Origin of the sequence: Nitrospirillum bahiense, from assembly GCF_007828025.1 — a bacterium.
Classification (GTDB): domain Bacteria; phylum Pseudomonadota; class Alphaproteobacteria; order Azospirillales; family Azospirillaceae; genus Nitrospirillum; species Nitrospirillum amazonense.
The window spans coordinates 52,236-66,725 of sequence record NZ_VITO01000032.1 but is presented as its reverse complement, the minus strand read 5'-3'; the positions used below and the strand labels follow the sequence as shown (position 1 = coordinate 66,725).

Here is a 14,490-nt window from a genome sequence, read left to right as displayed (position 1 = left end):
CGATGACGGGACACTCGAAATCGAACTCTCATACGACAACGACGACGAGGTCACTCTCAAAGCCCGAAGAAGCTGACTTCTTCAACACCCTGTTAAGAATCTGGGAATCGATTATGCTCCTCGCCAAGAGGGGGCGAAAAAGAAGGCTGGTAGCATAGAGCTCGATCGAGTAGCTCAGTATATTGCATCATCAGACAAGGAATTTCTCATACAAGCCATTGACAACAAGGGAGAGTTATTTGATCAGCCATATCAAAAATTATTCCCTAGAGACAAAAGTGCGCAAAGTGTCTATCTAGCTTGGCTTTCTGGCTTAGCGGCAGAGAATGAACGCAAGAAACTATTAGAGAAGATTGAAGATGCATCTAATGGTCTTCTTACAGTAACATCAGGATTTTGGATAATATACACGTCATTTATCTTAATGAGAAAATTCAGCGATATAGACTCGATTCATATCTCACTAGGAAAGATGAAAAATATTGCGTTCCAAAACGCCATCAGCAAATATGCAGCTAAGGCTACGGAGATATTTTTCGACGCAGCCATTGATACATATGATCGTTATGAATATGGGTCTGTGAAAAGTACACTTCGGTCCACTAAATTTCTTGGGAAGATGGAGCCAAAGATCGCCATGCGTGTTGCAAAATTAAAACAGAAAGAGCTCCCGAACTTGGTTGAAGTTTGCAAATCGATCAAAACATGATTATTTCTACTATATGGATATGAGTGATTCTTTTATGGAAAAACAAATTTTTCACAGTGGATAACATCCACTTCATCATGCCCTGATTCTCAACTTGGCAAGTTATATTCCGACGGCTATTTTGTGGAAATAACAAGCTGGCCTAAATAATTGAAATGCACACTACGCGAACATTAACAGCATCGATATAAAGATCGTGCTGGAGCGGTGGGCCTTTACGTCAATTGAGCAAGCCTTAATCAGACGCTATCTGAACTTTGGCACCCCTATCTCATGCCTCACCACACAATCATCCCCGCCCCCACCATCTCAACACCCGCAGCGCCCGCAGGGTGACCCAGGGCGACGGCTTGCCCGGTCCGTCGTTGACCTTGAACCAAACCCGCCCGCGCAAATCCCAGTCCAGCGGCCAGGTACCGTCGGCCTGGCGGCGGGAGCGGAGATGGGCAACGGCCTCCGCCAGCCTTGGATCAGGCAGCGCACCGGTCGACTGGCCGGCGGCGCGGAAATAGTCCAGCGCCCGCAGGATGTCATAACGCCAACGGTTGGGGTGCAGCAGGTCCAGGAACTGCGGGTCGGCCGGTTCCCCCGTCGTCAGGCGGCGGAACAGGTGGCGGGACAGCAGGTAGTCCTCCCCCGTGCGCCGCGCGTCCCGCGAGCGGTCGGTGCCGCCGGTGGCGCGCTCATACTCCAGCAGGCCTTCCAGCACGTTGAGGGTGCTGGCGAAGGAGGAACAGGCGGAGCCGGCGGCGCGCTCGCAATTCCAGCCGCCGTCCGGCTGGCGGTCATCCACCAGGCGTTCGACCAGGGTGGCGACGTCGGCGCCAAAATAGGCGCCGTTGGCTACCGTGCGGCCGTTGATGCATTCCTCCACCTCGCCCTGCCAGTAGGGCTGGCCACCCTCATCCCAGCGGGAATGGGCACCGATCAAGGCGACGGTGCGCCGGGCCAGCTCCGTCGTGGGGTCCAGGCCGAATTCCCGCAGCTGGTCCAGCGCGAAGGCCGTGGCCGTCCACGGCTGGCCACTGCGGTGCCACTCATCCGGGGTGAAATCGGCGGGGAAGAAGGCGCCGCCAGCCCATTGCCCGTCCGCATCCTGGCAGGCCAGCAGGCGGGCACCCCAGCCTTCCGTTTCCACCTTGGCGCGTTCCGCCGCCCAATCCGCTTCCGGCAAGTCCAGCAAGTCACGCATCACTTGCCAGCGGATGGCCGGGTCGGCGCGCGTCAGCCAAAGGATCACCGCGTCTTGCTCAGGCATGGGCCATTCCCCCGTTTGCGCATACGGGATATTAGCGCGTCCGCAGCACCGCCGCGATACGGGCCACCGCCTGGTCAACATCTACCGGGGTGGTCCCCCGTCCCAGGCCAAAACGCAGGCTGCCGGAGGCCGCCGCCGGGTCCAGGCCCATCGCCGTCAGCACATGCGAGGGCTGGCCGGTGGCGGAGCGGCAGGCGGAACCGGTGGACAAGGCGAGGTCGGGCAGGTCCAGCAGCAGGTCGGCGGCGTCCACGCCCGGCAGCGTGACATTGAGACAGCCGGGCAGGCCATCGGCCGGGCCGTTGCGCGTGACGCCGGGAACGGCGGCGCTCAGGCCCGCCCAAAGCCGCGCCGTCAGCGCCACCAGATGATCGCGATCCGGGCCGCGCCGCTGCAAGACCAGCCGTGCCGCCTCGGCGAAGCCCATGATCAAGGCGGTGGGCGGGGTACCCCAGGACCACGGCGTCGCCGGCGCCAACCCCGGCCGCGCCACCAGCGCGCCCACGCCCTGCGGCCCATAGAGCTTATGCGCCGACAGGGTGATCATGTCGGGACCGGGACGATCCTTGCCGCCCACCGCCAGCGGCCCGGTGGCCACGCGCTGCACCCCGTCGCAGTGCCACAGGGCGCCATGGCGGCGGCACAGGTCGGCCACGGCCGCCAGCGGCTGCAGGCTGCCGACCTCATTGTTGGCGGCCATGAGCGACAGCACGGGCCGGGGACCGGCTCGGCTCAAGGCGGCCTCAAGCGCATCCAGGCGGATGACGCCCTGGCCATCCACCGGCAGCAGGGTCACGGCATGGCCAGCGGTGCGCAGACCGTCCAGCTGGCGCAGCACGCTGTCATGTTCGACCGCCGAGACCAGCAGCGGGGCGCCGGCCGGCGCCAGCCCCTGGAGCGCCAGGCGATTGGCCTCGCTGGCGCTGGGGGTGAAGGTGACTGTCGCATCCGCCGGTGCCTCCACCAGGGCCGCCACGGCGCGGCCGGCCTGGACGACGGCCCGCGCCGCCTGGCGGCCGGGATTGTGATGGGCGGACTGGGCGTTGCCGGCGTGGTCCGGCTGGAACCAGGGCAGCATGGCGGCCAGCACGGCGGGGTCCAGGGGCGTACTGGCCAGATGATCCAGATAGATCACGCCGGTGTCGGCACCGGCCAACGGACCGCCCTCCCCTGGATGGCCCCCCACTAGATGGCCCCGTAAATGTCGCCCATCATCACCGTGGTCTGCGGCGGCCGGCGCAACAGGGCCGTCAGCACCTCCGCCGCCGTCAGGGCGGCGATGACCTCCGGTCGCTTGTCGCCCGACAGGCCCGCGCCGATGGGGCAGATCAGGCGCCGCAAATGGTTGGGATCATACCCCTGCGCCTGGTACCAGCGGGAGAAGCGCTGGCGTTTGGTGTGCGACCCGATGAGGCCGACATAGGCCGCGTCGGTGCGCTGCACCGCCTCCGCCGTGATGGCGAAGTCCAGGTCGTGGTTGTGGGTCATGACCAGGTAGCCGGCGCCGGGCGGGGCCAGGGCCACCTGGCTGGGCAGCTCCGTCGCCACGCGGATGTCGGCGTCCACCGGCGGGTCGGGGGGGAATTCCGAGGCGCGGCTGTCCACCCACACCAGGCGCAGCGGCAGGGGCGCCATGGCGCGGGCCACCGCCTTGCCGACATGGCCGGCGCCGAACAGCATCAGCCAGGGCTGGCCGGCCAGGGCCGTCGCCTCCGCCGCGCGCAGGCGGTACAGCACCGCCTCGTCCACCCGCTCCACCGTCAGCACGACATGACCGCCACAGCACTGGCCCACCGCCGGGCCCAGGGGTACGTCCAGGCGCACCGGCTCGCCACCCTCCGCCAGCAGGCGGCGGGCGGTTTCCAGGCCCAGATGTTCCAGCCGGCCGCCACCCACCGTGCCTGTCTGCCAGTCGGCGCCCACCGCCATGCAGGCGCCGACCTCACGCGGGGTTGAGCCGCGCGCCTCCGTCACCGTGACCAGCACCACGGCCTCACCCCGGGCCAGGCAGGCGGCCAGGCCGGCGGATTGCGGGCCGGGGGCGGAGAGCGGAACCTTGGGTGCCGTCATGCCGTCCGCTCCCGCAGGCGTTCGATGCAGGCCAGCACCCGTTCCGGCGTGGCCGGCGCGTCCAACTGCGGGCAGATTTTATGGTCCGCCACGCTGGCCACGGCGTCGGACAGGGCATGCAGCACGCTGATGCCCAGCATCAGCGGCGGCTCACCCACCGCCTTGGACCGGTGGATGGTGTCCTCGACATTCGGGCTGTTTCGTACCAGGCGGACGTTGAACTGGCGCGGGCGGTCGCCGCAGGCCGGGATCTTGTAGGTGCTGGGGGCGTGGGTGCGCAGGCGGCCCTGGGCGTCCCACCACAGCTCCTCCGTCGTCAGCCAGCCCATGCCCTGGATGAAGCCGCCCCCGACCTGGCCCTTGTCCAGGGCCGGGTTCAGGCTGTCGCCGCAGTCGTGCAGGATGTCTACGCGGTCCACCACATACTCGCCCGTCAACGTGTCCACCGTCACCTCCGCCACCGACGCGCCATAGGCGTAATAGAGGAAGGGGCGGCCCTGGCCCTTGGCCCGGTCCCAGTGGATCTTGGGCGTCTTGTAATAGCCCGTGGCCGACAGGGAAATGCGGCCCATGTACGCGGCCTTCGCCACCTCCCTGAAGGTCAGCAGCTGGTCGCCCACCCGCACCCCGTCGGCGGTGAAAACCACAGCGTCCTCAGGAACGTTCCAATGGCCGGCGGCGAATTCCACCAAGCGGGCCTTCAGCACGCGGGCGGCGTTCTGCGCCGCCTTGCCGTTGATGTCGGCACCGGAAGAGGCGGCGGTGGCCGAGGTGTTGGGCACCTTGCCCGTGGTGGTGGCGGTGATGCGGATGCGGCCGATGTCCACCTGGAACTCATCGGCCACCACCTGGGCAACCTTGGTGTTCAGGCCCTGCCCCATCTCCGTCCCGCCATGGTTCAGGTGGATGGAACCGTCGGTGTAGATGTGGATCAGCGCCCCACCCTGGTTGTAGGGCGTGAAGGTGAAGGAAATGCCGAACTTCACCGGCGTCAGGGCCAAGCCCTTTTTCAGGTAGGGGTTGGCGGCGTTGAAGGCGCGGACGGCCTGACGGCGGGCGCGATAGTCCGACCAGGTCTCCAGCTCATCGACCAGGGGGCCGATGATGTTGTCCTCGATGGTCTGGTGATAGGGTGTCACGTTACGGTCGGTGGTGCCGTAGAAGTTCACCTTCCGCACGTCCAGCGGGTCCAGGCCGGTGGCGAACGCCACCTCCTCCACCATCCGCTCGGCGGCCACCATGCCCTGGGGCCCGCCGAAACCGCGGAAGGCGGTATTGGACACCGTGTTGGTCTTCAGCGGCAGGGAGGACATGCGGGCATTGCCGTAGAAATAGCAGTTGTCGGCATGGAACAGGGCGCGGTCCGTCACCGGGCCCGACAGATCCGCCGCGAAGCCGCAGCGCGCGGCGAACAGCATGTCAGTGGCCAGGATGCGGCCCTGGTCGTCAAAACCGACCTGATAGTCCACCTCGAAATCGTGGCGCTTGCCGGTGATGCGGAAGTCGTCGTCGCGATCGGGGCGCAGCTTGGCGGCGCGGCCGGTCTTCTTGGCGACCAGGGCCACGCAGGCAGCGAACAGGTTGGCCTGCGTTTCCTTGCCGCCGAAGCCACCGCCCATGCGCCGCACCTCCACCGTCACCGCCGCGTCGGGAATGTCCAGGACGTGGGCAACGATGTGCTGCACCTCGCTGGGGTGCTGGGTGGAGACGTGGATCAGCACGTCCTCATCCTCCCCCGGGATGGCCATGGCGATCTGGCTTTCCAGATAGAAATGCTCCTGCCCGCCGATCTTGATGCGGCCGGACAGCGTACGGGGGGCCGTCTTCAGCGCCGCCTCGGCATCGCCCAGGCGCAGGGTCATGGGCGGGGTGACCAGGGTGCCCGGATCGCGCGCCGCCGCGATGTCCAGCACCGCCGGCAGATCCTCATATTCCACCTTGGCCAGCTGCGCCGCGCGGCGGGCTTGGTCGCGCGTCTCCGCCGCCACGGCGAACAGGGGATGGCCGTGATACAGCACCACATCCTCGGCGAACAGCGGCTCGTCATGGCGCAGGCCGGCACCGATGTCATTGTCGCCCGGGATGTCGGCGGCGGTGAACACCGCCACCACGCCGGGGGCCCGGCGCACGTCGTCCAGATCCAGGGACAGGATGCGGGCGTGGGCGCGAGCGGCCAGGCCCAACTGCACATGCAGCAGGCCGGCGGGCTCGGCGATGTCGTCGACGTACAGCGCCTCCCCGCTCACATGCTTGTGCGCGCTTTCGTGGCGGCGGCTGTCGTGCACGGCGCCGTCGATGCGGCGCGCGACCGCCGGGATGTCGATGGGGGTCTTGTCAGGCATGGGGCACCGCCTTTGCGATGTCGCAACCCTGTGATCGCTGGGCGAGCACACGGGTCCCGGGGGCGTCGGCCACACTCTCCGCCTGGAACTTCAGCAGCAGGTTGCCGGCCACCGTCAGGCGGTAGGCGGCGCTGGCGCGCCAGTCGCTGAGCGGCGTGAAATCCTGGGCCAAGGCCGCCTTGGCATCCCGGGCCGCCGCCGCGTCCCAGGGCCGGCCCAACAGCGTCGCCTCCGCCGCGTCCGCCCGCTTGGGCGTGCCGGCCATGCCGCCATAGGCCAGGCGGGCGCGGGTGACCAGGCCATCGTCGCCCACCGTCACCAGGAAACAGGCGCACAGGGCGGAGATGTCCTGGTCAAAGCGCTTGGAGATCTTGTAGGCGGCGAACAGGTCGCCCTTGCCCGGCTTGGGCACGGTCACGCTTTCCACGAACTCGCCCGGCTGGCGGTCCTGTTTGCCGTAGGCCAGGAAGTAGTCCTGCAGCGGCAGCGTGCGGCGCTGCGCACCCCGGCGCAGCGTCAGACTGGCGCCCAGGGCGATCAGGGCCGGTGGGGTGTCGCCGATGGGGGAGCCGTTGGCGATGTTGCCGCCGATGGTGCCGGCGTTGCGCACCTGCTCCGCCCCCACCCGGCGCAGCAGTTCGTCCAGGTCGGGGTGCAAGGCGCCCAGGGCCGCCTTGGCGGCGGTGAAGGTGGCGCCGGCCCCCAGTTCCAGGGCATCACCCCGGTCCGTGATGCGTGCCAGGCCGGCCACGCGGCCGGTGTAGATCACGGTGGACAGCACCTTCTGGTGCTTGGTCACCCACAGGCCCACGTCGGTGGCACCGGAAACGATGGTGGCATCGGGATTGGCCAGCACCAGGTCGGCCAGCTGGTCCACCGTGGCCGGCGCCAGGAAGCGGCGGCCGTCGCGCCCCGTCTCCACCACCGCGTCATCAGCCAAGGCGGCCAGCGCCCTAGTCACGGTGGGCAGGGCGTCGTCGATATGGTCCGGCGTCCTATCACGCAGCTGTTGAGCCGCCGCCACGATGGGGGCGTAACCGGTGCAGCGGCATAGATTGCCGGCCAGGGCATCGTCGATGCGCTGCTCGTCCAACACACCCTCAGGCGCCGCCTCCGCCCGGTTCAGGGCATACAGCGACATGACGAAGCCGGGGGTGCAGAAGCCGCATTGCGAGCCATGGCAGTCCACCATGGCCTGCTGCACCGGGTGCAGGCCACCGTCCGGCCGCTTCAGGTGCTCCACCATCAGCAGCTGGCAGCCGTCCAGGGTGGCGAGGAAGCGGATGCAGGCGTTGATGGCCTCATACTTCACGGCACCGTCGACCAGGCGACCCACCACCACGGTGCAGGCGCCGCAGTCGCCCTCGGCACAGCCCTCCTTGGTGCCCATGCGGCGTTCCGTGCCGCGCAGCCAGTCCAGTACGGTCAGCGTCGGGTCCACGTCGGTCAGGGTGCGTGGTTCATTGCCCAGCAGGAAGCGGATGGTTGTGCGGTGGGCCATCTCAGCTGCCCCGGTATGTCGAGTAGGCGTAGGGGCTGATCAGCAGCGGCACATGATAGTGCTGACCGGCATCGGATATCGCGAAGCGGATGGGCACCTCATCCAGGAAGGGCGGATCGGTCAGGGTCACGCCGCGCGCCTGGAAATAGGCGCCGACCGCGAAGGTCAGCTCATAGCGCCCGGGCAGCAGATCGGCACCGGCCAGCAGCGGCGCGTCGCAGCGGCCGTCGGCGTTGGTGCGCGCCTCCGCCACGCGGGTGCGGACATCGCCCGGCCCCAGGCGGTCCAGCACGACGGTGATGCCGGCCCCCGGCTTGCCCGCCATGGTGTCCAGCACGTGGGTTGTCAGGCGTCCTTCGCCCCGGCCCGCATTCATATGGCCTGCACTCATGATGACCGCCCGTTCGTCGCCCTGATCTCGCTTATGCACAAAAGGTACATGGGGTCGCATCGCCCCGTCAGCCAGCCGCCCCTGGAAAGTCTTTCAAAACAATCAGGAAAGCGCCCATCCCCTGGCGCGCGATATGCTGACCTGGCCATGCTGGACCTTTATGGGTCGCGGCGGCAACCCTATCGGGCGATGATGCGCCTAAAGGATCTGGGCACAACAGGGGATGCTGGGGGCATGATGACGGCGGATTACCCGCGCGACCTGATCGGCTATGGCGCGAACCCGCCCCAGGCGGACTGGCCCAACGCCGCCCGCATCGCGGTTCAGCTGGTGCTGAACTATGAGGAGGGCGGGGAGAACTGCGTGCTGCACGGCGACGCGGCGTCGGAGGCCTTCCTGTCGGAGATGGTGGCGGCGCAGGCCCTGCCCGGCGTGCGCCACATGTCCATGGAATCGCTGTACGAATACGGCTCCCGCGTCGGTGTCTGGCGCTTGCTGAAGCTGTTCGAAAAGAAGAAGATTCCCCTCACCATCTTCGCCGTGGCCATGGCCGCCGAGCGCCATCCGGACGTCATCCGCGCCATGGTCGATCAGGGGCATGAGATCGCCAGCCACGGCTATCGCTGGATCAACTACCAGTATATGGACCCGGCGGAGGAAGCCGCGCACATGGCCAAGGCCATGACCATCCTGGAGCAGGTCAGCGGCACGCGCCCCGTCGGCTGGTATACCGGCCGCACCAGCCCTAACACCCGCCGGCTGGTGGCGGAGCATGGGGGTTTCCTCTATGACGCCGACGCCTATGACGACGACCTGCCCTACTGGCAATTGGTAGGCGACAGGCCGCAGCTGATCGTGCCCTACACCCTGGACTGCAACGACATGCGCTTCGTCCAGGTCCAAGGCTTCCATTCCGGCGACCAGTTCTTCACCTACCTCAAGGACAGCTTCGACGCCCTGTATGCGGAGGGGGCGGAGACGCCGCGCATGATGTCGGTCGGCCTGCACTGCCGCCTGGTGGGCAAGCCCGGCCGCATCCAGGCGCTGGAACGGTTCCTGGACTATGCCGCGGCCCATGAGGGCGTATGGTTCGCCCGGCGCGCCGACATCGCCCGGCATTGGCACGCCCGCCATCCTTACAAGGGTGCTGCCGCATGAGCGATTTCTTCGACAGCCGCGAGGCTTTCGTCGCCCGTTTCGGCGGGGTATTCGAGCATTCGCCCTGGATCGCGGAGGCGGCCTGGGATGCCGGCCTGCCCGCCGACGCGCGCACGGCCCAGGGCCTGCACGCCGCGCTGGTGACGCAGTTTCGGGCGGCGGAGCGGGAGCGGCGCCTGGGCGTGCTGCTGGCCCACCCCGACCTGGCCGGCCGCCTGGCCGTGCGGGGGGAACTGACGGCGGACTCCACGGCCGAGCAGGCCTCCGCCGGGCTGGACAAGTGCACGCCGGAGGAATACGCGCGCTTCCAGGAATTGAACGACGCCTATAAGGCGCGCTTCGGCTTCCCCTTCATCCTGGCGGTGCGCGGCCTGACCCGCGCCGAGATCCTGGAGAATTTCGAGGCCCGGGTGGGCAATGACACGGAGACGGAGTTCGCCACGGCGACGGCCCAAGTGGAGCGCATCGCGCTGCTGCGCCTGAAGGAGATGCTGCCGTGACCTTCGGCCCCGCCCTGATGGCGCGCCTGGACGACTTCGCCCAGCACAGCGCCGACCGGCCGGCGCTGACCCGCCTGTACCTGACGCAGGAGCACCGCGCCGCCGCCGACCAGTTGCTGATCTGGATGCGCGAGGCGGGGATGGCGGCGCATTTGGACGCCGCCGGCACCGTCGTCGGCCGTTATGAGGGAGACATGCCCGGTCTGCCCGCCCTGCTGCTGGGCTCACACATCGACACGGTGCGCAACGCCGGCAAATACGACGGCAACCTGGGTGTGCTGGCCGCTGTCGCCGCCGTCACCGAGCTGAACCGCCGGGGGGAACGCCTGCCCTACGCCATCGAGGTGCTGGGCTTCGGCGATGAGGAGGGCGTGCGCTTCCCCGTCACCCTGACGGGCAGCCGCGCCGTGGCAGGCACCATCGCCCCCGACGCCATGGCCGCACGCGACCGCGACGGCATCGCCCTGGGCGCCGCGCTGAAGGAGTTCGGCGGCGACCCCGACGGCCTGGGGGCCGTGGCGCGCGACCCGTCGCAGGTGCTGGGCTTCGTCGAGGTGCATATCGAGCAGGGCCCGGTGCTGGAATCCCGGGGCCTGCCCCTGGGCATCGTCACCGCCATCAACGGCGCCAGCCGCTACGCCGTCACCGTCACCGGCCAGGCGGGCCACGCCGGCACCGTGCCCATGGCCTTGCGCCACGACCCCCTGGCGGCGGCGGCGGAAATGGTGCTGGCGGTGGAGACGGCCGGCGGGGCCGAACCGGATTTGGTTGCCACCGTGGGCCGCATGGAGGCCAAGCCGGGTGCGGTCAACGTCATCCCCGGCCAGGCCACCTTCACCATCGACCTGCGCAGCCCGCGTGACGACAGCCGCAAAGCGGCCGCCGCCGGTCTGCTGGCCACCCTGGCCGCCATCGCGGCGCGCCGGGGCGTGGCGCTGGACATCCAGCCCACGCACGACGCCCCCGCCGCCCATTGCCACCCCATCCTGATGCGCCAGTTGGGCCAGGCGGTGGCGCGGGCCGGCATCATCCCCCACCACCTGCCCAGCGGCGCCGGCCACGACGCCATGGCCTTGGCGGCGTTGTGCCCCATGGCCATGCTGTTCGTCCGCTGCAAGGGCGGCATCAGCCACAACCCGGCCGAAAGCATCACGGTGGAGGACGCCGATCTGGCCGTCGCCGTGCTGCTGGACTTCCTGCGCCGTTTCGACCCCGTTCCCCTTGCTGAAGGACCCCGTTCATGACCGACACCGCCACCGCCATCCAGGGGGCCGTCTACACCTTCCTGACGGCCAAGCGGGAGGAGCAGGTGCGCTTCCTGGCGGAACTGATCAAGGTGCCGTCCGACAATCCGCCGGGTGACTGCGCCCCCCACGCCGCCCGCGCCGCCGAACTGCTGGAGGGCCTGGGCTACACCGTGGAACGCCACGTCGTGCCCGACGAATTGGTCAAGGCCAACGGCATGATCAGCGCCACCAACCTGATCGTGCGGCGCACGTTTGGCACCGGTGGGCCCACCATCGCCCTGAACGCCCATGGCGACGTGGTGGCGCCGGGCGAGGGCTGGACGGTCGATCCCTATGCCGCCACCGTCAAGGACGGCTGGATGTACGGGCGCGGCGTCGCCGTCTCCAAATCCGACTTCGCCAGCTACACCTACGCCCTGATGGCGCTGGATGAGCTGGCGCGCCAGGGCGCCGCCCTGAACGGCACGGTGGAACTGCATCTGACCTATGACGAAGAGGCGGGCGGGGAGATCGGGCCGCGCTGGCTGTTGGACCAGGGCCTGACCAAGCCCGACTATGCCGTGTCCGCCGGCTTCAGCTACGGCATCGTCACCGCCCACAACGGCTGCCTGCATCTGGAGGTGGAGGTGCGGGGCAAGTCCGCCCATGCAGCCCTGCCCGCCACTGGCATCGATGCCTTGGAGGCCGCGACCGTCATCCTCAGCTGGCTGTACCAGCACCGCGCCGGCTATGCCGCCACCGTCTCGGCCGTGCCCGGCATCGGCAGCCCGCAACTGACCGTCGGCCTGATTTCCGGCGGCATCAACACCAACGTCGTGCCCGACCGCATCACCTTCCGCCTGGACCGCCGCATGATCCCGGAGGAACAGGGCGCCACGGTGGAGGCCACCCTGCGCCAGGTCATCGCCGCGGCCGCCGCCGAACGGCCGGAGGCGACGGTGACCGTGCGCCGCATCCTGCTGGCCGAGCCCCTGAAGCCCATCGCCGGCACCGACCGCCTGACCGACGCGATCAGCCGCCACGCCACCCGCATCCTGGGTGAGCCGGTCGCCGCCAAGGGCGTGCCCATCTACACCGATGCCCGCCACTATGCCGCCGCCGGCATCCCCACCGTGCTCTACGGCGCCGGCCCCCACACCATCGAGGAAGCCAACGCCCACCGCGCGGATGAGCGCCTGCCGCTAAGCGACCTGTACAAGGCGACCGAGGTCATGGCCCTGACACTGGTGGATTTTCTGACGGCCTGACGCTCCAGCCCCCGCCTCACCGCCCAGGCCGGCGGGGGTTCCACGGCTTGCCGCTGACGATCTGCGCCAGGACCAGGGCGCCGTTGATCAGACCCATCACGCCCAGGATCACGGCGCCGAAGCGCGCGCCATGCACCAGGCCGATGGCCACCAGATTATCCGCCACCAGCACACCGACGGCCACCAGGGTCACGGCGGCCATGAGCAGGAAGCCCATGCGCTTCTGTGGCGTGCGCATGCCGTGGACGCAGATGGCAAGGATGGCCAGCAGGCCCAGGGTGGCGATGATGTCGAGGATCATAGGAAGGAGAAGGTCAGCCAGTTAAAGGTCAAAGGACAATAAGGCGGCATAGTCACGTGCGCCATGCAAGACACGCAGCACTTGGACATTCCTCCTCCGAATACGGTAGAAAATCAGATAATCGCGAAACACGCGACGACGAATGCCTTGCGTTTCAAAGCGCGGCACCAATGGACAGGCTAGAGGGAACTGGCCTAAGTCTAGGCACCGATCGTGTAACGCATCAATAAAACCTGGCGCCCGATCAGGCTCCTCGGCGTCGATCCAATCCGCGATATATACCAAGTCGGTGAAAGCGGCCCGAGTGATGACGACTTTCATAGGCACGGAGTTAGCCGGCCGATGCCTTCCTGGACTTGCCTAACCTGGCTTTCAGTGCCTCAAACACCTCATCCACCGCTAAGACGTCGCCAGCATCAGCATCTTCAAGCCCTCGCTTCAACGCAGCATCCAACGCGGCCAAGCGGATTTCGCGTTCATGCAGTAAGCGCACCCCATCACGAAGCACCTCGCTGCGGGAGTTATAGCGCCCGGACTCAACAAGCTGATCCACCACACCCTCCAATTGAGGGCCAAGATTGACGCTGCTGGGCAAGATCCGCACTCCTTCCCCCATGGCACATGCTGGGTGGATAACTATTATCAATATAGCTCCGGAACTGGGAGGCCGCTATGGGACATTGGACGATAGCCGAGGCTGCAGACGCTTTGGATGAGATCATCGCCCTGGCGGCGGCCGGTCATCCTCAATTTATTCTCAGGAATGGCCGCACGGCTGCCGTGGTGATCCCGCCGCCACAGTCCCCACCACGACGTCAGGGCACTCTTGCCGACTTCTTCGCGACCTCACCCCTACGGAATTCGGGACTGCTGGTTGAACGTCTCCCTTGACTCATCCGTTCGTCGTGACTTACCGTAAGTCATGTCTTACGAACAAGCACTGACTGCCCTGGCCGATCCCACCCGGCGGGCGGTGTTCGAGCGGCTGCGGGCGGGGCCGCAGCCGGTGGGGGAGTTGGCGCGGCATCTGCCCATCAGCCGGCCGGCGGTGTCGCAGCACCTGAAGGTGCTGAAGGACGCCGGGCTGGTGACCGACCGGGCGGAAGGGACGCGCCGCATCTATCACATCGACCCGCACGGCCTGGGCGCGCTGCGCCGCTGGCTGGACCAGTTCTGGGAAACCGCGCTCGACGCCTTCGCGGCCGAGGCGGAGAAGACAGCGGATAAGCCATAACAGAGGGAAGCACGCCATGACGCTCGCCGAACGCACCATCGCCATCGCACCCGTGGTGAAGACCGTGACGGTGAAGGCCGGCCAGGCCCACGCCTTCGCCGTTTTCACCACCCGTTTCGCCAGCTGGTGGCCCGCCACCCACCATATCGGCAAGGCGCCCCTGGCCAACGCCATCATCGAGCCCAAGGTCGATGGCCGCTGGTACGAAGTGGGTGACGATGGGTCGGAATGCGATTGGGGCCGCGTGCTGGCGTGGGAGCCGCCGGCCCGCCTGGTGCTGAGCTGGCACCTGGACGGGGATTTCCAATTCCGTACCGACACCTATTCGGAGGTGGAGGTGACCTTCACCGCCCTGGATGAGACCCTGACCCGGGTGACGCTGGAACACCGCGACCTGGAGCGCTTCGGCGCGGAGAATGGCGAGCGCCTGCGGGCCAAGGTGGGCAGCGACGGCGGCTGGGGCGGCATCCTGGACCTGTACGCGGCGGCCGCCAACGGGTGAAAACGGAACGGGGGCCAAGGGGAGGAGAGA

The 14,490-nt window shown here is 67.3% G+C and carries 15 protein-coding genes; 6 read left to right on the top strand and 9 right to left on the bottom strand.

What is annotated here, in order from left to right; all coding sequences use genetic code 11:
• Positions 1 to 998: 998 nt before the first annotated feature.
• The 6 genes from FBZ88_RS28615 to uraH are packed head-to-tail and all read right to left on the bottom strand — an operon-like array spanning position 999 to position 8,271.
• Positions 999 to 1,967: a squalene cyclase gene (locus FBZ88_RS28615; protein ID WP_145620373.1), complete on the bottom strand. Its 969-nt coding sequence runs from the start codon at positions 1,965 to 1,967 to the stop codon at positions 999 to 1,001.
• Between the two features lie 31 nt (positions 1,968 to 1,998).
• Positions 1,999 to 3,123 carry a cysteine desulfurase family protein gene (locus FBZ88_RS28610; RefSeq protein ID WP_246138900.1) on the bottom strand — a complete coding sequence of 375 codons (1,125 nt, stop codon included), beginning with the start codon at positions 3,121 to 3,123 and terminating at the stop codon, positions 1,999 to 2,001.
• Positions 3,124 to 3,152: 29 nt separating this feature from the next.
• A complete protein-coding gene (gene xdhC, locus FBZ88_RS28605; protein WP_145620372.1) occupies positions 3,153 to 4,037 on the bottom strand; it encodes a xanthine dehydrogenase accessory protein XdhC in 885 nt (294 codons plus the stop codon).
• Positions 4,034 to 6,379 (bottom strand): xanthine dehydrogenase molybdopterin binding subunit, encoded by a 2,346-nt coding sequence (xdhB, locus tag FBZ88_RS28600; protein WP_145620371.1) that lies wholly within the window; start codon positions 6,377 to 6,379, stop codon positions 4,034 to 4,036. Before xdhB ends, xdhC begins: the two co-directional genes overlap by 4 nt.
• The gene (gene xdhA / locus FBZ88_RS28595) at positions 6,372 to 7,880 is read right to left on the bottom strand and encodes a xanthine dehydrogenase small subunit (RefSeq protein WP_145620370.1); all 1,509 of its coding nucleotides are present in this window, start codon (positions 7,878 to 7,880) and stop codon (positions 6,372 to 6,374) included. Before xdhA ends, xdhB begins: the two co-directional genes overlap by 8 nt.
• Before the next feature lies 1 nt (position 7,881).
• Positions 7,882 to 8,271: a hydroxyisourate hydrolase gene (uraH, locus tag FBZ88_RS28590; RefSeq protein ID WP_246138899.1), complete on the bottom strand. Its 390-nt coding sequence runs from the start codon at positions 8,269 to 8,271 to the stop codon at positions 7,882 to 7,884.
• A gap of 234 nt (positions 8,272 to 8,505) precedes the next feature.
• On the opposite strand from uraH, the gene puuE reads away from it, so the two are divergent.
• Genes puuE through FBZ88_RS28570 form a run of 4 tightly spaced genes read left to right on the top strand, consistent with a single transcriptional unit; the run spans position 8,506 to position 12,423 of the window.
• The gene (gene puuE, locus FBZ88_RS28585; protein WP_411861215.1) at positions 8,506 to 9,429 is read left to right on the top strand and encodes an allantoinase PuuE; all 924 of its coding nucleotides are present in this window, start codon (positions 8,506 to 8,508) and stop codon (positions 9,427 to 9,429) included.
• Entirely contained in the window at positions 9,426 to 9,929 is a 504-nt protein-coding gene (gene uraD, locus FBZ88_RS28580) for a 2-oxo-4-hydroxy-4-carboxy-5-ureidoimidazoline decarboxylase (protein WP_145620369.1), read from the top strand. The genes puuE and uraD overlap by 4 nt, the downstream gene beginning before the upstream one ends.
• Positions 9,926 to 11,173, top strand: coding sequence for an allantoate amidohydrolase (locus FBZ88_RS28575; RefSeq protein WP_246138898.1), 1,248 nt, complete (start codon positions 9,926 to 9,928; stop codon positions 11,171 to 11,173). The genes uraD and FBZ88_RS28575 overlap by 4 nt, the downstream gene beginning before the upstream one ends.
• Positions 11,170 to 12,423: a M20/M25/M40 family metallo-hydrolase gene (locus tag FBZ88_RS28570; protein ID WP_145620368.1), complete on the top strand. Its 1,254-nt coding sequence runs from the start codon at positions 11,170 to 11,172 to the stop codon at positions 12,421 to 12,423. Before FBZ88_RS28575 ends, FBZ88_RS28570 begins: the two co-directional genes overlap by 4 nt.
• Positions 12,424 to 12,439: 16 nt before the next feature.
• Here the strand turns inward: FBZ88_RS28570 and FBZ88_RS28565 are convergent, their stop codons facing one another.
• The 3 genes from FBZ88_RS28565 to FBZ88_RS28555 are packed head-to-tail and all read right to left on the bottom strand — an operon-like array spanning position 12,440 to position 13,319.
• Complete coding sequence (locus tag FBZ88_RS28565; protein ID WP_145620367.1) at positions 12,440 to 12,724, bottom strand: hypothetical protein; 285 nt, start codon at positions 12,722 to 12,724, stop codon at positions 12,440 to 12,442.
• A gap of 21 nt (positions 12,725 to 12,745) precedes the next feature.
• Positions 12,746 to 13,045 carry a type II toxin-antitoxin system RelE/ParE family toxin gene (locus tag FBZ88_RS31610; RefSeq protein WP_145620366.1) on the bottom strand — a complete coding sequence of 100 codons (300 nt, stop codon included), beginning with the start codon at positions 13,043 to 13,045 and terminating at the stop codon, positions 12,746 to 12,748.
• Positions 13,046 to 13,055: 10 nt separating this feature from the next.
• Positions 13,056 to 13,319, bottom strand: coding sequence for a type II toxin-antitoxin system ParD family antitoxin (locus FBZ88_RS28555; RefSeq protein ID WP_145620365.1), 264 nt, complete (start codon positions 13,317 to 13,319; stop codon positions 13,056 to 13,058).
• A gap of 327 nt (positions 13,320 to 13,646) precedes the next feature.
• Between FBZ88_RS28555 and FBZ88_RS28545 the strand changes: the two genes are divergently transcribed.
• Entirely contained in the window at positions 13,647 to 13,958 is a 312-nt protein-coding gene (locus tag FBZ88_RS28545) for an ArsR/SmtB family transcription factor (protein WP_145620363.1), read from the top strand.
• Between the two features lie 16 nt (positions 13,959 to 13,974).
• Positions 13,975 to 14,460 carry an SRPBCC family protein gene (locus FBZ88_RS28540; protein ID WP_145620362.1) on the top strand — a complete coding sequence of 162 codons (486 nt, stop codon included), beginning with the start codon at positions 13,975 to 13,977 and terminating at the stop codon, positions 14,458 to 14,460.
• Positions 14,461 to 14,490 lie beyond the last annotated feature (30 nt).